This window comes from Sphaerisporangium sp. NPDC004334 (assembly GCF_053602655.1).
Genome location: NZ_JBSGDZ010000015.1, coordinates 226,555 through 247,841, shown reverse-complemented (window position 1 = coordinate 247,841; position 21,287 = coordinate 226,555). Strand labels below are relative to the sequence as shown.

Genomic DNA, 21,287 nt, shown 5'->3' with positions numbered 1-21,287 from the left:
CAAGGTAGGCCATCCACGGTGTGGATGGCCTACCTGCATTTCAGGGGTGATTCCGCCACCGACCCCCGGCCGGCTGTTACGGACACCTCGCGCCCGCCTCGGCATCCCCATCCCGCGGGCCGCCCAAGACCCAGAACCCAGGACCCAGGACTCAGGACTCAGGGCCAGGAGAACCGGCCCATCCGTTCCGGCCCGCAGGCAAGCGAATGGGCCCGCCCGGCATACGGGTGGGTGGTCTGAGGGTCGCTGCCCACCCCGGTCGTCAGTCCGTCAGATACGGCGGTAGTAGGCGGGCGGGGACGGCCGGACGATGGTCGGCGCTGCAGGCCCCCTCGTACAGCGCCCCACCACCAGACGCTCCGCCCCCGCACACCCACCCCCAAGGCCGACCTGGACCAGGGCCAGGAAAGCCGGCCCACGGGTGAAGCCGAATAGCACCCACCCGGCATACGAATGGGTGGGCCAAGGGTTGCTGCCCACCCCCGGTCGTCCATCAGACGGGGCGGTAGTGGAGCTGGTACCTACTCCCCCCGGCGGTTCATGGTCGCTGATGCCTGCCGGGCTCCTGTTGGGGGGACACTCCGCCACTCGGCCTCCTGCTGCCGGCCGACGTGGCGAGGATCGGCGCCGATCCCGAACTCACGGGGAGTGAGGCTGCGCCGCCAGTGAGGGGTGAGCGAACAGGCCTTGCTCGGCGGCGTACGCCTCGAGGCGGTCCGCAAGTTCGTGCGGGCGGCTCAGCGCGGGGGTGTGCCCACCATCGATCTCGTCGGGGATGATTCCCAGGCGCTCCTGGGCGACGCGGCGAAGAAAAGCAGCCGGGAACATGCGGTCGTCACGACAGATCAAAACGCGTGTGGGGACATCGGGCCAGGCTCGCAGTGGCGAAGGTTCCCCCATCCGAACCTCGGACTGGGCGCGCGCCCGCTTCAGCGCCTCAGCGGCGAGTTCCGGCGGAACATCCTGGTAGAACAGGGCGATGGCATCGTCGTAGTGGTCCCGCGCCTCCTCCTCGTATCTCGTGCGGGCCGAGTAACCGGCGGGCGCCTCCGCCGGCGCGGGGATCATGGGCGCGACCAGGACGAGCAGCCGCGCCGGCACGCGGTCGCAGACGAGCGGGGCCGTGAAGCCGCCGAACGACTGCGCGACGATGATCAGATCGGTCCGGTCACCGATCGCGCCGACCACGGCATCGGCGTACTCGGGCAGGCCGGCCGAGTCGTCGTCGCATGGAAGATCCGGCGAGATGGCGTCATGGCCTCGCGCATGCAGTTCGGCTTCCACCAGGTGCCAGTACCAGCCGACATCGCCAGCGCCGTGGATCAAGACGAATGTTGCCATCTGCCACCTTCCGGTGCTCACATCCTGATCCAGATGACGAGCTGCCATCTGGCTCCCAGGAAGATCGACGGGTGGACCGCGATCGCCGTTCGTGGCTGAGGTTAGGGGACGAGGCCGACATTCTCGGCGGTGTCACCGGGCCGGCTGAACTGACCAGGCCGGCCCATCTCATGAGTCCCGCTGTGTCCTCGATCGTGGCTGCGTCATCGATCCCGCGGGTGCCAGCGGTCGGCCGGTGTCACTGGATCGCTCGAGGGATCGCCCAGTGTCACTGCATCGACCGGTGTGACGAGTCGATCAGTGTCACCGAGTCGGTCGGCGCTAGCGGGGGGTGCCGGAGTCGGCAGGCGGTCACCATGGACATAGGTGGCCCGCTGGTCCCGGTGAACATCCGGTGACGGCTTGGTCTGTTCGGTTCGCAGTCCCGTGGTGGCATGGAGGAGCTCGGCGGGGGGCCGGCGGGACGGTGAGGACGGCTAGGGGATGTCGAGGGTGCCGGACCAGATGGTGATGGCGCTGCCGCTGAGTTCGAGGTGGTCGTCGTCGCGAAGGGTGGTGTGGACGATGCCGCCACGTTGCGATAGTTGTGCGCCTACAAGTGACTTTTCGCCGATTTTTCCCGACCAGTACGGGCCGAGCATGCAGTGCGCCGAACCGGTTACCGGGTCCTCCGGGACGCCGGCTGCGGGGGCGAAGAACCGGGAAACGTAGTCGACGCCGCCTGAGGCGTCCATCGCTCTGGCGGTGACACAGACGGCCCGCGCGTTCAGAGTCGCGAGCGCGTCGATGTCGGGGGTCAAACTGCGTACGACCTGCTCGGACTCCACCACGGCGAGGATGTCGAAGGGACCCGTACCGACCCAGACGACCGGCACTCCGAGCGCCTCCACCAGGCCGTCCGGAGTGGAGATCTCGGTGGGCATGTAAGCCGGGAAATCCATCGAAATACGACCGTGATCAAGAAGTTTGGTGGTCAGGATTCCGCTTCTCGTGGAAAACTCGAGCGGTCCTGACGCCGCCCCTGTCGAATACAGGACATGTGCGGCCGCCAGGGTGGCATGGCCGCACAATGCCACCTCGACGGTAGGGGTGAACCATCGCAGAGAGAGGGGCCGGCCGTCGCCCTGCCCGAGGACGAAGGCCGTCTCGGAGTGTCGCATCTCGCTGGCCAGGGCCTGCATCCACTCGTCGGATCTCCCAGAGTCCAGCAGGCAGACGGCCGCCGGGTTACCCTTGAACGGCTGATCGGTGAACGAATCGACGGTGAAGATACGCATGCTCTCGACCCTATCCACCCCCAGATAACCGGTCGATACGGGAGCGAAAGCCGGGCAAAATCAAAAGCACATGGGCGTGTCGCGCCGCCCCAGGCGGCACGTCGGTTACGGTCATTTGTGTCGGGGCACGGCGAATGTGGCCGGTTCTCGCGGAAAGGACAGCCGATGGGGGCAGTGCGCAGGGTGGTGAGCTACCTTGGCATGGGCGATGGGGATCAGTACGACGAGCCCTACGACTATGACGAGTACGAGGATGAGTGGATGCCCGCGTCGGAACGGGCCGCCAGGCGCTGGGGGTCGGGTGGGGACCCCGCGCGGATTGTCATGATCCGTCCGCGGAAGTACTCCGACGCGCTTCTCGTGGGGCAGCACTTCAGGGAGGGGCAGGCGGTGATCATGGACGTCGCCGGGATGTCCATGGCCGAGGCGACGCGGATGGTCGACTTCGCCGCCGGCCTGACATACGGCTGTGAGGGGCGCATCGAGCGCATCGCCGACAAGGTGTTCCTCCTGGCCCCCGCCGACGTTGAGATCAGCACGACGTGACCGGCAGCGGCCATGACGACCACCTGACCGTCGTCGGGTGTGATGATCACTGGCACGCCGCCGGTCATGGCGACCACTTCGCTGTCATCGAGGGTGACGACTCCCTGGCCCTCACCGGCCGTGGCGGCCATTCGATCGCCGCCTCACATTGTGGCGGTCGCGTGGCCGCCGCTGATCATGGCGACGACCTGGCCGTCATCGAGTGTGACGATCACTTGGTGGCCATCGGCCATGGCGACCTTCTGGCGACCTCCGAGCAGGCGACCTCCGGGCCGACATCGGCTGTTTGACCGCCGGTGCGTCCTATGTCCGCGTGACCATCAGCGACCCTCAGGGGCAATGACCATCAGCGACTCTAGGGGCGGTGGTCGGTGGCGACCGCTGGGCCTCTGCGGAGGAGGCGGCTGAGGGCGGTGAGGTTCTCGGCCGCCTTGTCGGCCCGTTCGCCGGCCTCTCGGGCGTAGTCGTGGAGCGCCCACATGGCCGCCTCGGCCTGCTCGCGCAGTTGGGTGATCTCGGTTTCGACGCGACGTGCCTCGGCCTGTTCCCGGACGCTCCGGCGCCACAGGATGTAGCCGGCCACCCCTCCGAGAAGGAGCCCGGCTACGGCGAACAGCTCGGAGACGGTGAAGGCGAGCACGACCGCCACGATGGGCAGCAGGGCGGGCGCGTACACCAGCCAGCGTCCCGACAGGCGTGCCGCTCCTTCGGCTCTGATCTTCGCTTCGGCGGCGGCGAGGGTGGCCTCGTCGGCGCCCTCGGGCCTGAGGATGACGTCATGCCCCTGGATCGGCACGATGATCTCGTCGGGCGGCGTCACGCGGGTCGCCTGAGCCAGGTCTTCGGCGGCGGCTCGTACGACGGGCGCGGCGACGTGGAAGGCGATCGCCGCGAGGTGCGGGTCGGAGCCCGACCGTACGTCTTCCAGAAGGTGACTCGTCAGCGAACCGAGCGGACCCGGATCCTCGGATCCGATGAGCGCTCGCAGGACGGTCACCGGCTCGGTGTCCGGCCAGGGGCCGGGGCGGTCTGGCCGGGGAGTGGCCGCCGGGCGTGTCGCGGTGATCTCCGCGCACCGTTCGAGCAGCCTGGCCAGCCGCGCCGCGGCCTGGACAGGCCGCGTCAGCTCTGAGACCTCGGCCAGCGCGGGAAGGGCCGAGAGCGCCGGTGACTCCGCCAGAGCCTGTGCCACGGCCTCCGGCGAAGCCGCCGCGGCCTGCGATGGCGTTGACGCCGCCGAGGACCCCGCGGGCGAAGCCGATGCGCTACCGGTTGGAGCCGATGCGGTACTGGTCGGAGCCGATGCGGTATCGCTCGACGGGGATGTGGTGCCGCTTGGAGGGGATGCGGGAGAGACCGGGGGCGAAGCGGCGTCGGTCGAAAGCGATGTCGCGGTGCTCGGAGGTGGTGCGGCATCGCTCGACGGGGATGCCGCGCTGCTCTGAGGGGATGGGGTGCCGTTCGGAGCGGGTGCCGCATGGGTGGGCGTAGGCGCGGCGGCGCCGTTCGGCGGTGATCCCGTGCCGGCTGGGGTGGATGAGGGGGCGGTGGCCGCCGGAGGCGGGTCGCCCGGGACCAGTGCGGTCAGCCAGCGGTCGGGCTCGGCCGTGGAGGGCACGGCGGCGGCGTCCAGCTTGCGGAGGACGAAGATCTTTCCAGCCGGTCCGTAGGCGCCGCGCGCGGCGGCCATCCACAGGGCCCGCTGGCCGGGTTCGACAGGGCGGTCGGTCGACAGTTCGCCGAAGGCGGTGCCCAGCCATGAGGCATGGATGCGGTCGCCGTGGCCGCTGACGGCGAGGGACAGGCACAGGAACAGGGCGGTGTTGGCCTGATCGAGCTGAGCGGCCCGGGTGAGGGGGTCCAGCGCGTCCTCACCGGACAGGATCAGGAGAAGCGCCTCGATGGCGGGGGCCAGCCAGTGACCGCGGACGTCCAGGACGCTGGGAGGCGCGGGAGGCGCCGTGCCGTCGGCGGCGAGCTGGGTGATCAGCGCCTCGGCGTACCGTTGCAACTCGGAGAGGTCGCCGCCGTGGTGCTGCAACTCGGAGAGGTCGCCGCCGTGGTGCTGCGACTCTGAGAGCTCGCCGTCGTGGTGGTGCGGCCGACTGGGGTCGCCGCCGTGGTGCTGCGGCCCGGAGAGGTCGCCGCCGTGGTGGTGTGTCTCGGAGAGGTCGACACGGTGGTCGGGTGCCTCGGAGAGGTCGCCGTCGTGGTCGGGTGGCTCGGTGATCGACCCTTGGGGTTCTCCGTTGTGCTGCTGTGGGTGCTCAGCGTCCGCGGCCCGAGGGAGGTCGGGGTTCGCGGTCAGATCCATGCTCAAAGCGGGCAACTCCCCGAAGGCGTGAGGAAGGCCCCCGGAGGCGAGGGTTCGGCGGGCACTCCCATGACCGCGCCCAGGTTAGTTCTTCCAGCCCAGCCATGCCTGGCGGCACGCCGACACACGTGAGGAACTTGATCCCCCCATGTCGGTCGATGCCCGGCGGCCCGCCGGCACATTGTCCTCCGGCCGCGCCGACCTGGGCGTCGGCCCGCCGACAGCCGGCCTGGGCGTCGGCCCGTACAAGTCGCACGGCCCGTACGAATCGCACGGGTCTTAGGAGTCGCACGGGTCTTAGGAGTCGCACGGGCCGGGAGTCGCAGGGGCCGCAGGAGTCGCACGGGCCGGAGGAGTCGTCCGGGGCCCACGTCGATGGGCGGGGGAGAGGGGTGGCGGTTACATGCGCTCGGGGATCGGCACGCCTAGGAGGGTCAGGCCGGTCTCCAGGACGCGGAGGGTGAGGGCGCACAGGGCCAGGCGGGAGGCGCGGGTGGCGGGGGGGACGTCGTCGCGCAGGACCGGGCACTTCTCGTAGAAGCCGGTGAAGGCGCTCGCGGTCTCGAAGAGGTAGGCGCAGACCCGGTGCGGCTCGGCCAGGGCGGCGGCGTTCTCGATCACCGAGCCGAAGCCGAGGAGCTGGAGCGCGAGCTCACGCTCCGCCGGCTCGCCGAGGACGATGGGCCCGGCGACGGTGGCGGGGTCGACGCCGCCCTTGCGGAAGATCGACCGGATGCGCGCCGTGGCGTACTGCATGTACGGACCGGTGTTGCCGGTGAAGGACAGCATGCGGTCGAAGTCGAAGATGTACTCGCTGTCGTGGCTGACCGACAGGTCGGCGTACTTGACCGCGCCGATGCCGACGGCCCGCGCGATCTCGGCGCGGGTCGCCTCGTCGTACCCCCGCTCGGCGATGGCGGCGGAGGCCCGCTCGACCGCCTCGTCGAGGAGGTCGGTGAGCTTGACCGACTCGCCGCTGCGGGTGCGGAACCGGCGGCCGTCGGCGCCCAGCATCATGCCGATCTGGATGTGCTCGGCGGAGACGTCGTCGGTCAGGTAGCCGGCCATGCGGGCGGCGGCGAAGACCATCTGGAAGTGCAGCGACTGGTCGGCGCCCACCACGTACAGGATGCGGTCGGTCTTGAGGTCGCGGACGCGGTAGCGGACGGCGGCCATGTCGGTCGTCGCGTAGCCGTACCCGCCGTCGCTCTTACGGATGATCAAGGGCAGCGGCTTGTCGTCGCTGCCCGTGAAACCCGGCGGGAAGACGCAGAGGGCGCCCTCGCTCATCACGGCCACCCCGGACGCCTCGAGATCGGCGCAGATCTCGGCGAGCATCGGGTTGTACATGCTCTCGCCGGCGATGTCGTCGTCGGTGAGGGTGACGCCCAGCGTGTCGTAGACCTTGTTGAAGTAGCGGATCGTGGCGTCCATGAACAGGTGCCACAGCCGCATGGTCTCGGGGTCGCCGCCCTGCAGGGTGGCCACCCGCCGCCGCGAGCGCTCTTTGAACGCGGGGTCGGAGTCGAACTTGGCCCGGGCCGCCTGGTAGTACTCGTTGGTCTCGCCGGCCTGCAACTGGGCGATGGCATTGGGCTCGCCGATGTCGAGCAGGTGCTCGATGAGCAGGCCGAACTGCGTGCCCCAGTCACCCAGGTGGTTCTGCCGGACGACATGGTCGCCGAGGTGCTCGAACATGCGCACGAGGGAGTCGCCCACGATGGTGGTGCGCAGGTGGCCAACGTGCATCTCTTTGGCGGCGTTCGGCGCGGAGTAGTCGACGATGACGGTCGCCGGCGGCGTGCTCAGCCCCACCCCGTTGCGCGGGTCTTCCAGGGTGTGCAGGGCCTGGGCGGCGACCCACTCGTCGTTGAGCGTGATGTTGAGGAAGCCGGGGCCGCTGACCTCGACGGTGGAGAAGACGTCGCCGGCGTCCAGGGCGTCGGCGATGGCCTGGGCGACCTCCCGCGGCGCGCGTCGCAGCCGCTTGGCCAGGCTCAGTGCCACGTTCGCCTGGTAGTCGGCGAACTGGGAGGGCCGGATCAGCGGGTCGGCGCCTGCGTACTCCGGGCCGAAGGCGGCGCCCAGCGCCCGCTGGACCCTTTCGGTGAGCACGAGCTGCGGGTCGGTCATGTCTCCAGGATATCCGCTGATCATCCGTCGCCGAGAATGGATATCCGGCCTTGTGGACGAGTCGGACGAGTCCCGGTCTGTGGATGGTCCCTGGTGCTTCCCCTTCCGTTGGTGATCCACTGTGCGGACTTCCCCTGCGGATCCCCCGTTTCTTAAGGATCCGCCCCGCGGCTGGTTCTCCGATCTCCGGAAAACCCCTCCTGCGGACGGCCCGCCCCTGTGGACCGACCACACCTGTGGACGACCGGCCCCCGGCGAACGGCTCTCCCTCGCGGGGAGAGGTCACCAGCGGCGGTGGGAGCGTTGGGTGGTGGCGATGCGGTCGCCGACGCGGGGGACGGTGCCCTGGCGGGCGAGCGTGGCGGCGAGGACGCAGGCCGCGGCGATGCCCTTGGCCGTCGAGGAGCCGTGGGCGATCACCACGGTGCCGTTGAGTCCGAGCAGCACCGCGCCTCCGTACGCCTCGGGGTCCAGCCGTTTGCGCAGGTCGCGGAGCCGGCCGCGCTGGAGGGCCGCGGCCAGGCGGGAGATCCGGCCGCCTTCGAGGGTCTCGCGCAGCTCGCTGAAGGCGTACCGGACCGCGCCCTCCATCGTCTTGAGCGCCACGTTGCCGGTGAAGCCGTCGGTCACGATGACGTCCACCTCGCCGCCCAGCAGGTCGTGGCCCTCCACGTTCCCGGTGAAATTCATGCCGGGGACGGCGGTGAGCAGCTCGTGGGCGCGTTTGGTGAGCTTGTTGCCCTTCCCCGGCTCGCCGCCGATCGTGAGCAGCCCGACGCGCGGTGAGGTCAGGCCCAGCGCGGTCTCGGCGTACGCGACGCCGAGGTGGGCGAACTGCACGAGGATCTCGGGCTTGGCGTCGGCGGTGGCTCCGGCGTCCAGGAGCACCGTGGGATGGGGGCGGGTCGGCAGCGGGACGGCGATCGCCGGGCGCAGCACTCCCTGCTGCGCCCGCAGCCGCAGCTTCCCGGTGGCCACCACGCCCGCCGTCGAGCCGGCGGACACGACCGCCGAGGCGTCGCCGCGCCGGACCAGATGGCAGGCGAGGGCGATGCTGGACCGGGGCCGGCGCAGGCTCGCCAGGGCGCCCTCGTCCATGGTGAGGGCCTCCTCGGCCCGCACGATGGGGATCTCGCCGACGGCGTCGTGCTCGGCGAGGGTCTCGGCGATCGGCCGCGGCGCGCCGACCAGGACGACGGGCACGCCGTGTTCGCGTACGGCCCGCACGGCCCCGGCCACGATCTCGCCGGGGGCGTTGTCGCCTCCCATGGCGTCAAGGGCTATCGGCGCAATGCCGTCCAAGCGGTCACCTCGCGCGGAATGAGTGTGTGTCCCGCATCGTAGGTGGCCACGCGGGGTGGTCGGCCACCGCCCACCGGTCGTCGCGCCGACGCTGGAGGCCTCCGCCGGTCAGCTGTCGCGCCAGGGCCAGTGCGGGGCGGCGGCGCCGCGCGAGACGACGACCTTGCCGAACATGGCGCGGCCGGTCACGCGGATGAGCGGAGCGTCGGGATCGCCGCCGTTGCCGCCGTCGGAGGCGCCGCCGGAGACGTGGCGCTTGGAGAACACGGCGCTGCCCTCGTCGATGACCCGGGCGTTGGCGGGGACCCGGACGATCAGCTTGCCGCAGAAGGAGTTGAGTTCGAGGGTGACCTCGCGCCCGGGGAGGACGGCGTCGGTGAGGTCGATGATCAGTGCTCCGAAGGTCGAGCGGAGCGTGGTGTGCCGCCCGGCGACCCATCGGCCGCTCCGGATGACCTTGCTGAAGACGGCGGCGACCTCCTGCTGCTCGGCGCTGAAGCCCGAGGAGGACGAGCTGAGCGCGGACGGCAGGTCGCGGGTGAGGGGGACCAGGTCGCCGACGGTGACGGCCGTGTAGGCGGCCTCCAGCCGGTCGGCGTGTTCGACGCTGGTGAGGCGGCCGGTGGCCAGTCCCTCACCGAGGATCGCGGCGACGCGGTCGCGGTCGGCGTCCGATGCGCGCTGTGCGGTGTCGCCTGACTCGAAAGGCGTAAGGGAGCTCACTCGGCCAGCGTAACCCAACTCAAGATATGTCGCGATATCCGGAAGGTTTTACCGAGGCTTTTCGGTCGGACGGAACCAGGCCGACACGTTGGCGCGTCCGTACAGGAAAGCGTAAGACGCTCAACAGGCGCATCAGGTTTACCGGAGATCCCCAAAGAGAGGAAAATCTCGAGTGACCCTGACACAGACCGGTACACGCGGGTTCAAGGCCTACACGGCAAAACATCTGGACGATCTGCTCAAACGTGGCCACCTCAACGCCGAGACCCGGCTGCGCGTTCGCGCGGTGGCGACCGTGTTGCCCTTCCGGGTCAACCCCTATGTCGTCGACGAGCTGATCGACTGGTCGGACATCCCCGACGACCCGATCTACCGGCTGGTCTTCCCCCAGGAGGACATGCTGCCCTCCGACGAGGTGTCGCGCATCGCCGCACTGCTGCGGTCGGAGGCTCCCCGGGACGAGCTCCAGGCGACCGTCCGCGCCGTCCGCATGCGGATGAACCCGCACCCGGCCGGGCAGATGGAGCTCAACATGCCCCGGGTCGGCGGCGAACCGGTGGCCGGCATGCAGCACAAATATCCCGAGACCGTGCTGTTCTTCCCCAAGCAGGGGCAGACCTGCCACGCGTACTGCACCTACTGTTTCCGCTGGGCCCAGTTCGTCGGCGAGCCTGACCTGAAGATGGCCTCCGACGACGCCCAGGCGCTGGTCCGCCACGTTCGCGAGCACCCGGAGATCACCAGCGTCCTGTTCACGGGCGGCGATCCGATGATCATGAGTGCCGCCGTGCTGAGGCGGTACGTCGAGCCGCTGCTGGGGCTCGAGCAGCTGGAGTCCATCCGCGTCGGCACCAAGTCACTGGCGTACTGGCCGGGCCGCTTCGTGACCGACCCGGACGCGGCCGACACGCTGCGCCTGTTCTCCTCGGTGGCCGAGTCGGGCAAGAACCTGGCGTTCATGGCGCACTTCTCCCACCCGCGCGAGATGGAGTCGCCGCTCGTGCAGACGGCCGTGCGGGCGATCAGGGACGCCGGCGCGGTGATCCGCACGCAGGCGCCGCTCATCCGCACCGTGAACGACGACCCGGGCATCTGGGCCGAGATGTGGCGCAGGCAGCACGCGCTGGGCATGGTGCCCTACTACATGTTCGTCGAGCGCGACACCGGCCCGCAGGACTACTTCGCGGTGCCGCTGGCGCGCGGGTACGAGATCTTCCGGGACGCCTACACGCAGGTGTCCGGCCTGTGCCGCACGGTGCGGGGGCCGTCCATGTCCGCGACGCCCGGAAAGGTCTGCGTCGACGGCGTCGCGGAGGTCGCCGGCACGCGCGTCTTCGTCCTCCACCTCATCCAGGCCCGTGACCCGGCGCTCGCCGGGCGGCCGTTCTTCGCGCACTACGACCCCGAGGCGGTGTGGCTGAGCGACCTGCGCCCCGCCTTCGCCGACCGGTTCCCGTTCGAGACGGCGCCGGCGGCCGGCGTCCGCCCGGCCCTTGAGGAGCCGTCGCCGCGCTGACCGTCCCCGCGGACGCGCGTGACGCGGAACGGCCGGCGCCCCGGGTGGGGCGCCGGCCGCTCGCGGTCTACCGGCGGACGTCTACGAACCGACGTCTTCGCGACAGGAGGCGTTCTCGAACAGCGGCCTTTCGAACAGAAGCCTCGGGTGGGCCTCCGCCGAACGGATCTCGCTCGACAGGATCTGTCGGATCTCGTTCGACCGGATCGGATATTCGGACATATGGGGAAGCGCTGGGTTCGGCGGGCGGATCGGTCTCGGTTGTCGGCCGCCAGGCGGCGGACCGGCGGATATGCGAATATCAGGCGTCGGACGCCGGAGCGCGCACGTACGTGCGGCGGGCGATCTGGGCCTGAAGTCGGGCCATCTGCCAGTGCAGCTCGATGAGCTGCTCGGCGAGCAGGCCCCGCGGAATGTCCGACGGGTCTTCGGCGGACAGGTTATCGATCGCGTTCGCCAGCTCTCGCACCCCGCACCCCCACTCCATCACGGTTTCCCTCGGCTCGAATCTTCGTTCGAATCATAGTGGAATCGCGTGCGGGGTGTCAGCAGATTCACCGGGCGTGTCCGGACTTCTGTACGGTCTAGCCGCGTCCGTACCGGTACGCGCGCGGGGCCACTCCGGCGCCGCCGGACCCCGTGGAGCCGTCAGGTCTCCCAGAGCCGTCGGACCCCGTGGAGCCGTCAGGTCTCCCAGAGCCGTCGGACCCCGTGGAGCCGTCAGGTCTCGTAGATTGGAGCGATGTAGCCGCGCGCCAGCGTGTTGGCCACGATGGTGAAGCCCACGACGGCCGGCGAGGCGTCCTCGCCGACTCCGAGCTTGTCCACGCCCAGGGCGTGCACGGCGAACAGGTAGCGGTGCGGGGCGCCGGGCGGCGGGGCGGCGCCGCCGTACTCGCGCAGGCCGTAGTCGTTGCGACCGTGGACGGCGCCCTCGGGAAGGCCCTTGTTCTCCCCGCCGCCCGCGCCCGCCGGCAGCTCGGTGACGCTCGCGGGGATGTCGAACAGCAGCCAGTGCCAGAAGCCGCTGGTCGTGGGCGCGTCGGGGTCGTAGCAGGTGACGGCGAAGCTCTTGGTGCCCTCGGGCGCGCCCGACCAGCGCAGGTGCGGCGAGATGTTCTGCCCTGACATGCCCCAGTCGTCGAACACGTGGTCGTCGGACAGGCGCTCGCCGTCGCGCACGTCGTCGCTCTCGACGGTCAGCGCGGGGACCTCGGGCAAGAAGTCATAGGGGATCGGTGGCTGGTTGGCCACGATGGACCTCCGAAGGAAGGACGTTCCGGACCTCCCCATCTTGCCCTCTGAGACGGCCCTCAGACGATCGGCGGGCGCCACGCCTGCGGGAAGACCGGAAAGCCGTGAAGGCGCCCTCACGAGGCCGTGAGGGCGCCTTCACGCGGGATCGACCGGCCGGCCGGTCAGGAGTTGTAGGCGGCGAGCACCGTCGCGGGGTCGCCGTCCATCTTGATCTTGCCCTTGTGCAGCCAGATGACGCGGTTGCAGGTCTCCTCGATCACGTCGAGGTTGTGGGCGACGAGGAAGACCGTGCCGGCCTCTTCGCGCATCTGGTGGATGCGCTCTTGGCTCTTGCGCTTGAAGTCGCGGTCGCCGGTGGCGAGCGCCTCGTCGATGAGCAGGACGTTGTGGCTCTTGGCCGAGGCGATGGCGAAGCGCAGCCGCGCGCCCATGCCGGAGGAGTAGGTCGACATGGGGAACTGGACGAACTCGCCGATGCCGGAGAACTCGACGATCTCGTTGTACCTCTCCTTGACCTGCGCGGGCGTCATGCCCATCGCATAGCAGCCGAGCACGATGTTGCGCTCGCCGGTGAGCTCTTTCATCAGCGCGGCGTTGACGCCGAGCAGCGACGGCTGGCCGTTGGTGTAGACCGAGCCCTTGTGCGGCGGCAGCAGGCCGGCGATGGCCCGCAGCAGCGTGGACTTACCCGATCCGTTGCGGCCGATGATGCCGATGGCGTCACCGTGCCGGGCGACGAAGGACACGCCCTTGACGGCGTGGACCTCCTTCATCTGCGGCCGGCCCTGGCGGCGGATGAGCCGCATGAGGGCGTTGGCGGCGTTGCCCTTCTCGGCGTCGCTCGCCGCGCCGTACACGCGGTAGACGATGTGCAGGTCGTCGACGACGACGGTGGGCGTGCCGGGCTCGCGCTCCGGCGCGCTCGCGGGGGCGGGCTGGGGCGCCTCGTCCTGGGGGTGGGCCATCTGGGACGGCTCCTTGGTCAGCTCAGCCACGGCCATACCTCTCCTCGGCCCGCCAGAAGTACCAGAAGCCGCCGATCAGTGCGACCGCGGCCCAGAAGCCAGCGTATAGCCACAGTTGGGGCAGGGTGCTGTGCGGGAACTGGTGCACCTGCAGGTCATGGCCGTAGCTGCGCAGCAGCAGGTGGCGCATCAGGTCGATGAAGACCGAAGGAGGGTTGAACTCCAGCAGGAAGCGCGCCCACTCGGGGCTGCCCTTCATCTTGGCCGGGATGCTGTAGAACACGCCCGAGGTGTACAGCCAGGTGCGCAGGATGAACGGGAGCAACTGGTTCATGTCGCGGACGAATGCTCCGACGCGTGCGAGGAGCAGGCTTATCCCGACATTGAAGATCGTCTGCAGCAGCAGAGCGAAGGGGATCAGCAGCCAGGCCCAGGTGAGTGGCTCGCCCGTGACGAGCACGATGACGAACAGCACGCCCATCGAGATGGCGAGCTGCTGGAACTCCTGGATCGTGTAGGCCAGAGGGAGCGCGGCGCGGGGGAAGTGCAGCGCCCGGATGAGCGAGAGGTTCCCCGAGATGGACTTGGCGCCGCCGGTGATCGACCGCTGGGTGTAGGAGTAGACGAACACGCCGGTGATGAGGAAGGCGGTGTAGTTCGTGAGGTCCTTCTTCTGCCCCAGGATCACGCCGAACATGAGGAAGTAGACGGCGGCGTTCAGCAGCGGCGTCAGCACCTGCCAAAGCTGGCCCAGCGCCGAGTCGGAATACTTCGAGACGTTACGCGACGTGGCGTACGTGAGGACGAAGTGCCGCCTGTCCCACAGTTGGCGCAGGTAGACGGGCAGACTGGGACGCGCGATGGCGCGTCGCAACCCGTGGCGCTCGGCGAGCGCGGACAGCGATTCCTTCCCGTTGGGAGAGGTGCCGCCCGCCCGGTCGCCCGCCCGGGAGTCCGCTACAGCGGATTCCGGCTGACTCATGGGATGGACTCTATTGGATACCGGTGAATGAGATGCCTACGGTCCCACTTGATCGCTCTTGAGCGGAAGCCGTCCGCCGAGGCGGCGCCGATCATGGCCGTGGGGCCGTGTCATCGCAGCTCGGTACCTGAGATGGCCGAAAGCGGCCACCCGGCCTGGATGTGCGATCACATCCCGGCCTGTGTACCTTGGTGACTGCTTTATGCCGTATCAGGGCATTATTGACAGCCTAGTTGGTATGCGTGTGACGTCCGTCAGGGGCACGTGTGACCGAACTGCAATGCGCCAGAGACTCGCTGGTGAGAAGTAGTGAGGAATGCTCGCGGTCGTCTGGCAGGGCGTCAACTGATTTGACCGTGTCCGCGAACTCCAGGGATCGATCCCCTGGGAGGCGTGCCCGACATGAGCGGCTCAGTCCTAACGCCCACCTTAGAGGGAGGATTAATCCACGATGCGTGTGACCAAGGGCGCACAGATCGTCGCCGGGACCGCACTGCTGGCGCTCGCGGTTGCGGCGTGCGGCGGCAGCGGCGGCAGCACCGGTACCAGCTCCAGCGCCGCAGGCAACGCAGGCGCGGTCAGGGTCGAGATCGCTGAACCGCAGCACGACCTCATCCCGGGCAACACCACCGAGACCAGCGGCGCCGAAGTGCTGAACGCACTCTTCGTCGGCCTCGTCGACTACGACGCGGACAAGAAGCCGTACAACCGCGTCGCCGAGTCCATCGAGTCGCCGGACTCCACCACGTGGACGATCAAGCTCAAGGACGGGTACAAGTGGCACAACGGTGAGCCCGTCACCGCCCAGAACTTCGTCGACTCCTGGAACTTCACCGCCAACGGCGCCAACGCCCAGGAGGGCAACTACTTCTTCGGCAGCATCGTCGGCTATGACGAGCTGAACCCGGGCGAGGGCAAGACCCCCACCGCCACCGCCCTGAAGGGCCTGAAGGTCGTCGACGACAAGACCTTCACCGTCGAGCTGAAGAACCCCTTCTCCGGTTTCCCGACGATGCTGGGCTACACGGCGTTCTACCCCCTCCCCAAGGCGGCGTTCGAGGGCGAAGGCAAGCTCAAGGCCGACTTCGGCGGCAACCCGATCGGCAACGGCCCCTTCAAGATCTCCAAGCCCTGGAAGCGCGGCACGGACCAGACCATCTCCCTGGTCCGCGACGACAACTTCAAGGAGGGCAAGGCCAAGATCGACGCGGTCGACTTCAAGATCTACACCGACCTGAGCACCGCGTTCAACGACCTGCGCGCCGGCAACCTGGACATCATGGACCAGCTGCCGCCGGAGGCCATCTCCACCGCCAAGCAGGAGTTCGGCGACCGCTACATCGAGCAGCCGTCGTCGGGCATCGGCTACATCGGCTTCCCGATCAAGAGCGGCGGCGACTACGCCAAGAACGCCGACATCCGCAAGGCCATCTCCATGGCGATCGACCGCAAGACGATCACCGAGACGGTCTTCTCCGGCACCCGCGTCCCGGCCGACGACTTCATCAGCCCGGTCGTCTCCGGCTACCGCCAGGGCGCCTGCGGCGAGGCCTGCACCTACGACCCCGCCAAGGCCAAGGCCCTGTTCGAGCAGGCCGGCGGGCCGAAGGCCGGCACCATCGAGATCGGCTACAACGGTGACGGCGGCCACAAGGAGTGGATCGAGGCCGTCGCCAACAACCTGCGCACCAACCTCGGCGCCGAGGTCACGCCGAAGCCGGTCGAGAAGTTCGCCACGATCCTCGAGGACCTGGGCAACAAGAAGTGGCCGGGCGCCTTCCGCATGGCGTGGATCATGGACTACCCGTCCCCGGAGAACTACCTGCGTCCGCAGTTCGGCTCGGGCGGCAGCTCGAACTACTCGGGCTACAAGAGCAAGGAGTTCGACGACCTGGTGACCCAGGGCGACGCGGCCAAGACCCTCGACGAGGGCGTCAAGTTCTACCAGCAGGCCGATGACCTGGTGCTCAAGGAGCTCCCGTACATCCCTGTGTACTTCTACCAGACGAACGGCGCATACTCGCAGCACGTGAAGAACGTCAAGATCGACCCGTTCGAGCGGATCGACCTGTTCAACGTCGAGAAGGCCTGACGTCAACCACTCCGGGTGGTTGGGTACCCTGAACCACCCGGAGTGGGCGACACCCACGAGGGCAGCTCTGTTGGTTGCGGCGGGCTGCCCTTTGTAATGATCGGGAGACTAGATGGGCCGCTACGTCATCAGGCGCCTTCTCCAGGCGATCCCTGTGCTGTTGGGCACCACATTCCTCATCTTCGCCATCGTCTACGCGCTTCCGGGTGATCCCCTTCAGGCGCTGGCGGGCGAAAAACGCGTTGACCCGGTGTTCGCGGCGGCACTCCGGGAGCAATTTCACCTCAACGACCCCCTCATCGTGCGGTATGGCTACTACATCCGCGACATTCTGAGCGGGAACTTCGGCACCACCTTCCGAGGGCTGCCGGTCTCGACCATCTTCGAGGGCAAGTTCCAGGTCACCCTCCAGCTGTCCGTCACCGCCCTGATCTTCGAGGCGGTCATCGGCGTCGGCCTCGGCCTGTGGGCGGCGCTGCGCCGCGGCAGGTGGGCGGACAAGGCCATCCTGGCCGTCACCCTGCTGATGGTGTCGGTCCCCACGCTGGTCAGCGGCTTCGTCCTGCAGCTCGTGCTCGGCGTGAAGCTGAAGCAGAGCACCGGCGTCGACTTCTTCCCGGTGGCCGGCATCCAGGACGGGCTGCGAAGTTACATGGTGCCCGGGTTCGTGCTGGCGATGATCTCCATCGCCTACCTCACCCGCCTGACACGGACGAGCCTGATGGAGACTCTGCGCGCCGACTACGTGCGCACGGCCATCGCCAAGGGCATGCCCAGGCGAAGAGTGCTCGCACGGCACGCCCTGCGGAACTCGCTGATCCCTCTGGTCACCTACCTGGGCGCGGACCTCGGAACGCTCATGGGCGGCGCGGTGATCACTGAGACGATCTTCAACCTGCCCGGCATCGGCCAGCAGCTCTTCCAGTCGGTGTACCTGCAGGAGAACTCCGTCGTGGTGGGCATCGTGACGGTCCTGGTCCTGATCTACATCGTGGCCAACCTCGTCGTCGACCTGCTGTACGCCGTCCTCGACCCCAGGATCCGCTATGAGTAACGACACCCTTCCTTCGCTGGCTCCGTCGCAACCCGCCGAGCCGGCCAAGGAGAGCAAGCCCGCCAGCCTGTGGTCGGACGCGTGGTACGACCTGCGGCGCAACCCGGTGTTCCTCATCGGCGCCGCCATGCTGGTGCTGCTCGTCGCCATCTCGGCCTTCCCGGGGCTGTTCGACACCGTCGGGGTCGACGCGAAGACCTGCTCCCTGGCGCAGGCGCGCAAGGGAATCACCCCCGAGCACTGGTTCGGCACCGACAACCTCGGCTGCGACGTGTACTCCCGCGTCATCTGGGGCGCCCGGGTCTCGATCATCGTCGGGTTCGTCAGCGCCATCGTCACCGCCCTGATCGGCGGCGCCCTGGGCCTGATCGGCGGCTTCTACGGCCGCTGGGTCGACATCCTGCTCTCCCGCATCGCCGAGATCTTCTTCGCGATCCCCTCCATCCTCGGCGCCCTGCTGATCCTCGCGGTCATCGGGCGCGACAACGCCGGCATCGGCAGCGTCGTGCTCGCCCTGTCCCTGCTCGCCTGGCCGATGATTTTGCGCATCATGCGCGCGGCGGTCATCACGGCCAAGCACCAGGACTACGTGATGGCGGCCCGCGCGCTCGGCGCCGGACCCGGGCGGATCATGCTGCGGCACATTCTGCCGAACGCCGTCGCGCCGGTCATCGTGGTCTCCACGATCAACCTCGGCGCGTTCATCGCCGCCGAGGCGGCCCTGTCCTTCCTCGGCGTGGGCATCCAGTCGCCGCAGATCTCCTGGGGCCTGATGATCGCGGACGCGCGCAACCGCTTCCTGGAGGCGCCGCTCCCGCTGATCTTCCCGGCGCTGTTCCTCAGCCTGACCATCCTCAGCGTCGTCATGCTGGGTGACGCGGTCCGAGACGCGCTAGACCCGAAGCTGCGGTAGGAGAGGGCAACCGAAGGTGAATAACCCGTCGATCGACACCCACCCCCAGGAAACCGGACCCGCGCACGAGCCCCTGCTCGTGGTGGACAACCTGCACGTGGAGTTCGCCACGCGGCAGGGCGTGGTGCGGGCCGTGAACGGCGTGAGCTACACGGTGAACGCCGGGGAGTCCCTCGCCGTGCTCGGCGAGTCGGGCTCGGGCAAGTCGGTGACCGCCCAGGCCATCATGGGCATCTTGGACATGCCGCCGGCCCGCATCCCCAAGGGCGAGGTCCGCTTCCGCGGCACCGACATGCTGAAGCTCTCCGACCAGGCCCGCAGCCAGATCCGCGGCCAGCGCATCGCGATGATCTTCCAGGACGCTCTTTCCGCGCTGAACCCGGTGTTCACCGTGGGCTGGCAGATCAGTGAGATGTTCCGCGTCCACCGCGGCATGTCCAAGCGCGACGGCATGAACAAGGCCGTCGAGCTGATGGACCGCGTGCGCATCCCCGCGGCCAAGCAGCGCGTCAACGACTACCCGCACCAGTTCTCCGGCGGCATGCGCCAGCGCATCATGATCGCGATGTCGATCGCGCTGGACCCGGAAGTCCTGATCGCCGACGAGCCGACGACCGCGCTCGACGTGACGGTCCAGGCGCAGATCATGGAGCTGCTCGCCGAGCTTCAGCGCGAGAGCAACATGGGCCTGATCCTCATCACGCACGACCTCGGCGTGGTGGCGGACGTGGCCGACAAGATCGCCGTCATGTACGCCGGGCGTATCGTCGAGCACGCCCCGGTCCACGACCTGTACAAGAGCCCCGCGCACCCCTACTCCAAGGGCCTGCTCGACTCGATCCCCCGGGTCGACATGAAGGGCCAGGAGCTCTACGCCATCAAGGGGCTGCCGCCCAACCTGCTCAACATGCCATCGGGCTGTGCCTTCCACCCCCGCTGCCCCTACCGTCGCGACAACTGCGTGACCGACGTGCCTCCGCTGTACGAGATCAGCGGGACGCGCGGGAGCGCCTGCCACTACTACCGGGAGGTCCTCGATGGCACCCTCGGGTGAGCGGATCCTCGAGGTTCGTGACCTGGTCAAGCACTTCCCGCTGACCCAGGGCATCGTTCTCAAGCGCCAGATCGGCGCCATCAAGGCGGTGGACGGGGTCTCCTTCGACCTGCACCGCGGCGAGACGCTCGGCGTCGTGGGCGAGTCGGGCTGCGGGAAGTCCACCCTCGCCAAGCTGCTCATGGCGCTGGAGCGGCCCACGTCGGGGGAGGTGAAGATCAACGGCACCGACATGGCCCGGGCGCACGGGGGAGACCTCAAGCGGATGCGCCGCAACATCCAGATGGTCATGCAGGACCCCTACACCTCGCTGAACCCCCGCATGACGGTCGGCGACATCATCGGGGAGCCGTTCGAGATCCACTCCGAGGTGGCGCCCCGCGGCGACCGCCGCAGGAAGGTGCAGGAACTGCTCGAGGTCGTCGGCCTCAACCCCGAGCACATCAACCGGTACCCGCACCAGTTCTCCGGCGGCCAGCGGCAGCGCATCGGCATCGCCCGCGGCCTGGCGCTGCAGCCGGAGATCATCATCTGCGACGAGCCGGTCTCGGCGCTGGACGTGTCGATCCAGGCGCAGGTGATGAACCTGCTGGAGCGGCTGCAGGACGAGTTCAACCTCGCCTACATCTTCATCGCCCACGACCTGTCGGTCGTCCGGCACATCTCCGACCGCGTCGCGGTGATGTACCTGGGCAAGATCGTCGAGCTGGGAAAGGACGAGCAGATCTACGAGCGGCCCGCTCACCCGTACACGCAGGCGCTGCTGTCGGCCGTGCCGGTCCCCGACCCCGAGGGCCGCGAGACGCGCGAGCGCATCATCCTGCAGGGCGACCCGCCGTCGCCCGCGGACCCGCCCTCGGGCTGCCGCTTCCGCACCCGCTGCTGGAAGGCGCAGGACATCTGCGCCGAGCAGGAGCCGCTGCTGGAGATCCGCGCCGGCGGGCACCTCAGCGCCTGCCACTTCGCCGAGGCGTACGACGTCATCCACGCCTCCTGACCCGGCACACCCGGTACGCCCGGGCCGCACGGCCCACGAGAGACCCCTCCACGGCAGGGGTGAAGTCAAGGGGTCGTCGCAACACTGGTTGATCAACTGGCTAGTGCCAGGAGCTTGGTGAGACGCTCGGCTGGAGTTTCCCAGCCGAGCGTTTTGCGTGGCCGGCCGTTCAATCGGGCAGCGACGGCGGCGAGGTGGCCGCTGCTGTGCACGGACAGGTCGGTTCCCTTGGGGAAGTATTGGCGCAGCAGGCCGTTGGTGTTCTCGTTGCTGCCGCGCTGCCAGGGTGAGTGCGGGTCGCAGAAGTTGACCGGTAGGTCGGCGGCGGTGGACGCCGGGCGTCGGCACGTGCCTGGGCCGCATGGGGCCGGTAGTGCCACTGGCCCCGGGTTCCGCCGGTGCGGTTACGGGCGATCTCCCGGCTCACCGTGGAGGGACTGCGGCCCGGCTCGGCGGCGATGGCTCGGATGGAGGCCTTCTCCCGCAGCCGGTCAGCGATATGGATGCGCTCGTCCTCACGCAGGTAACGGGAAGCCACCTGGGCGGGTCGGGCCGCCCGCTCGGGCCGAGCGGGCGGCCGCAGCCGACCGGGAGTGAATCGTCCGTTACGCCACTCACGGCCGGTCCGCACGTTGACGCCGACCAGCCGTGAGGCTTCCTTGTTGCCATAGCCCTGAGCCACGAGCCGAAAGTATTCCTCCCGCCCGGCCCGGAGCTTTTTGGCCCCTGCGCCTTGCGCACCTTGCGGATCTCAAAGTCCATCGCATCCCCTGAAGTGGGATGTTGCAACGAACCCTAGAACTCAAGAGGTCCGCGGAGAG

General features: G+C 68.8%; 18 protein-coding genes and 2 pseudogenes. 8 read left to right on the top strand and 12 right to left on the bottom strand.

What is annotated here, in order from left to right:
• Nucleotides 1-639: 639 nt before the first annotated feature.
• Both ACWEN6_RS21590 and ACWEN6_RS21585 read right to left on the bottom strand, forming a co-directional pair.
• On the bottom strand, nt 640-1,389 hold the full coding sequence (locus ACWEN6_RS21590) for an alpha/beta fold hydrolase (protein WP_452572177.1): 750 nt from the start codon (nt 1,387-1,389) through the stop codon (nt 640-642).
• A 428-nt stretch (nt 1,390-1,817) separates the two neighbouring features.
• Entirely contained in the window at nt 1,818-2,618 is an 801-nt protein-coding gene (locus ACWEN6_RS21585; protein WP_452572175.1) for a PhzF family phenazine biosynthesis protein, read from the bottom strand.
• A gap of 165 nt (nt 2,619-2,783) precedes the next feature.
• Here ACWEN6_RS21585 and ACWEN6_RS21580 point away from each other — a divergent pair, with 165 nt between their 5' ends.
• Both ACWEN6_RS21580 and ACWEN6_RS21575 read left to right on the top strand, forming a co-directional pair.
• Entirely contained in the window at nt 2,784-3,164 is a 381-nt protein-coding gene (locus ACWEN6_RS21580) for a cell division protein SepF (protein ID WP_354928598.1), read from the top strand.
• Nucleotides 3,161-3,454 carry a hypothetical protein gene (locus ACWEN6_RS21575; RefSeq protein WP_452572173.1) on the top strand — a complete coding sequence of 98 codons (294 nt, stop codon included), beginning with the start codon at nt 3,161-3,163 and terminating at the stop codon, nt 3,452-3,454. The genes ACWEN6_RS21580 and ACWEN6_RS21575 overlap by 4 nt, the downstream gene beginning before the upstream one ends.
• A 65-nt stretch (nt 3,455-3,519) precedes the next feature.
• On the opposite strand, the gene ACWEN6_RS21570 is transcribed toward ACWEN6_RS21575, so the two are convergent.
• The 4 genes from ACWEN6_RS21570 to ACWEN6_RS21555 all read right to left on the bottom strand — a co-directional run bounded on the left by ACWEN6_RS21570 (nt 3,520) and on the right by ACWEN6_RS21555 (nt 9,636).
• Nucleotides 3,520-5,478, bottom strand: a complete 1,959-nt coding sequence (locus ACWEN6_RS21570) for a hypothetical protein (protein WP_452572171.1) — start codon at nt 5,476-5,478, stop codon at nt 3,520-3,522.
• Nucleotides 5,479-5,877: 399 nt separating this feature from the next.
• Nucleotides 5,878-7,611: an arginine--tRNA ligase gene (gene argS / locus ACWEN6_RS21565; protein ID WP_452572169.1), complete on the bottom strand. Its 1,734-nt coding sequence runs from the start codon at nt 7,609-7,611 to the stop codon at nt 5,878-5,880.
• A 282-nt stretch (nt 7,612-7,893) separates the two neighbouring features.
• Entirely contained in the window at nt 7,894-8,880 is a 987-nt protein-coding gene (gene plsX / locus ACWEN6_RS21560; protein ID WP_380832389.1) for a phosphate acyltransferase PlsX, read from the bottom strand.
• A gap of 141 nt (nt 8,881-9,021) precedes the next feature.
• Nucleotides 9,022-9,636 (bottom strand): DUF1707 SHOCT-like domain-containing protein, encoded by a 615-nt coding sequence (locus tag ACWEN6_RS21555; RefSeq protein WP_452572167.1) that lies wholly within the window; start codon nt 9,634-9,636, stop codon nt 9,022-9,024.
• A 172-nt stretch (nt 9,637-9,808) separates the two neighbouring features.
• Here ACWEN6_RS21555 and ACWEN6_RS21550 point away from each other — a divergent pair, with 172 nt between their 5' ends.
• Nucleotides 9,809-11,152: a KamA family radical SAM protein gene (locus tag ACWEN6_RS21550; RefSeq protein ID WP_452572165.1), complete on the top strand. Its 1,344-nt coding sequence runs from the start codon at nt 9,809-9,811 to the stop codon at nt 11,150-11,152.
• A gap of 301 nt (nt 11,153-11,453) precedes the next feature.
• Here the strand turns inward: ACWEN6_RS21550 and ACWEN6_RS21545 are convergent, their stop codons facing one another.
• The 4 genes from ACWEN6_RS21545 to ACWEN6_RS21530 all read right to left on the bottom strand — a co-directional run bounded on the left by ACWEN6_RS21545 (nt 11,454) and on the right by ACWEN6_RS21530 (nt 14,356).
• On the bottom strand, nt 11,454-11,639 hold the full coding sequence (locus ACWEN6_RS21545) for a hypothetical protein (RefSeq protein ID WP_354845316.1): 186 nt from the start codon (nt 11,637-11,639) through the stop codon (nt 11,454-11,456).
• A gap of 233 nt (nt 11,640-11,872) precedes the next feature.
• Entirely contained in the window at nt 11,873-12,406 is a 534-nt protein-coding gene (locus ACWEN6_RS21540; protein WP_452572163.1) for a YbhB/YbcL family Raf kinase inhibitor-like protein, read from the bottom strand.
• A gap of 164 nt (nt 12,407-12,570) precedes the next feature.
• Nucleotides 12,571-13,374, bottom strand: coding sequence for an ABC transporter ATP-binding protein (locus tag ACWEN6_RS21535; RefSeq protein ID WP_452572193.1), 804 nt, complete (start codon nt 13,372-13,374; stop codon nt 12,571-12,573).
• 22 nt (nt 13,375-13,396) lie between these two features.
• Nucleotides 13,397-14,356, bottom strand: a complete 960-nt coding sequence (locus ACWEN6_RS21530; protein ID WP_354845325.1) for an ABC transporter permease — start codon at nt 14,354-14,356, stop codon at nt 13,397-13,399.
• 451 nt (nt 14,357-14,807) lie between these two features.
• Between ACWEN6_RS21530 and ACWEN6_RS21525 the strand changes: the two genes are divergently transcribed.
• The 5 genes from ACWEN6_RS21525 (at nt 14,808) to ACWEN6_RS21505 (ending at nt 20,466) form a co-directional block, all read left to right on the top strand.
• A complete protein-coding gene (locus ACWEN6_RS21525; protein ID WP_354845328.1) occupies nt 14,808-16,448 on the top strand; it encodes a peptide ABC transporter substrate-binding protein in 1,641 nt (546 codons plus the stop codon).
• Nucleotides 16,449-16,560: 112 nt separating this feature from the next.
• Nucleotides 16,561-17,502: an ABC transporter permease gene (locus ACWEN6_RS21520; protein WP_452572161.1), complete on the top strand. Its 942-nt coding sequence runs from the start codon at nt 16,561-16,563 to the stop codon at nt 17,500-17,502.
• A complete protein-coding gene (locus ACWEN6_RS21515) occupies nt 17,495-18,415 on the top strand; it encodes an ABC transporter permease (RefSeq protein ID WP_354845333.1) in 921 nt (306 codons plus the stop codon). Before ACWEN6_RS21520 ends, ACWEN6_RS21515 begins: the two co-directional genes overlap by 8 nt.
• Nucleotides 18,416-18,431: 16 nt before the next feature.
• Nucleotides 18,432-19,469, top strand: a complete 1,038-nt coding sequence (locus ACWEN6_RS21510) for an ABC transporter ATP-binding protein (RefSeq protein ID WP_354845336.1) — start codon at nt 18,432-18,434, stop codon at nt 19,467-19,469.
• Nucleotides 19,453-20,466 (top strand): ABC transporter ATP-binding protein, encoded by a 1,014-nt coding sequence (locus ACWEN6_RS21505; RefSeq protein ID WP_452572159.1) that lies wholly within the window; start codon nt 19,453-19,455, stop codon nt 20,464-20,466. Before ACWEN6_RS21510 ends, ACWEN6_RS21505 begins: the two co-directional genes overlap by 17 nt.
• Before the next feature lie 92 nt (nt 20,467-20,558).
• Here the strand turns inward: ACWEN6_RS21505 and ACWEN6_RS21500 are convergent.
• Both ACWEN6_RS21500 and ACWEN6_RS21495 read right to left on the bottom strand, forming a co-directional pair.
• Nucleotides 20,559-20,792: pseudogene (locus ACWEN6_RS21500) on the bottom strand (IS30 family transposase); the annotation flags it as partial.
• A 125-nt stretch (nt 20,793-20,917) separates the two neighbouring features.
• Nucleotides 20,918-21,004 (bottom strand): annotated as a pseudogene (locus tag ACWEN6_RS21495) (hypothetical protein); the annotation flags it as partial.
• Nucleotides 21,005-21,287 lie beyond the last annotated feature (283 nt).

Bases quoted from the DNA above. Each gene is read 5' to 3' on its own strand.
- ACWEN6_RS21520 (WP_452572161.1), top strand. From the start codon at position 16,561: ATGGGCCGCTACGTCATCAGGCGCCTTCTCCAGGCGATCCCTGTGCTG.
- ACWEN6_RS21535 (WP_452572193.1), bottom strand. From the start codon at position 13,374: ATGGCCCACCCCCAGGACGAGGCGCCCCAGCCCGCCCCCGCGAGCGCG.
- ACWEN6_RS21525 (WP_354845328.1), top strand. From the start codon at position 14,808: ATGCGTGTGACCAAGGGCGCACAGATCGTCGCCGGGACCGCACTGCTG.
- ACWEN6_RS21515 (WP_354845333.1), top strand. From the start codon at position 17,495: ATGAGTAACGACACCCTTCCTTCGCTGGCTCCGTCGCAACCCGCCGAG.
- ACWEN6_RS21505 (WP_452572159.1), top strand. From the start codon at position 19,453: ATGGCACCCTCGGGTGAGCGGATCCTCGAGGTTCGTGACCTGGTCAAG.
- ACWEN6_RS21580 (WP_354928598.1), top strand. From the start codon at position 2,784: ATGGGGGCAGTGCGCAGGGTGGTGAGCTACCTTGGCATGGGCGATGGG.
- ACWEN6_RS21570 (WP_452572171.1), bottom strand. From the start codon at position 5,478: ATGGATCTGACCGCGAACCCCGACCTCCCTCGGGCCGCGGACGCTGAG.
- ACWEN6_RS21585 (WP_452572175.1), bottom strand. From the start codon at position 2,618: ATGCGTATCTTCACCGTCGATTCGTTCACCGATCAGCCGTTCAAGGGT.
- ACWEN6_RS21590 (WP_452572177.1), bottom strand. From the start codon at position 1,389: ATGGCAGCTCGTCATCTGGATCAGGATGTGAGCACCGGAAGGTGGCAG.
- argS (WP_452572169.1), bottom strand. From the start codon at position 7,611: ATGACCGACCCGCAGCTCGTGCTCACCGAAAGGGTCCAGCGGGCGCTG.
- ACWEN6_RS21545 (WP_354845316.1), bottom strand. From the start codon at position 11,639: ATGGAGTGGGGGTGCGGGGTGCGAGAGCTGGCGAACGCGATCGATAAC.
- plsX (WP_380832389.1), bottom strand. From the start codon at position 8,880: ATGGGAGGCGACAACGCCCCCGGCGAGATCGTGGCCGGGGCCGTGCGG.
- ACWEN6_RS21530 (WP_354845325.1), bottom strand. From the start codon at position 14,356: ATGAGTCAGCCGGAATCCGCTGTAGCGGACTCCCGGGCGGGCGACCGG.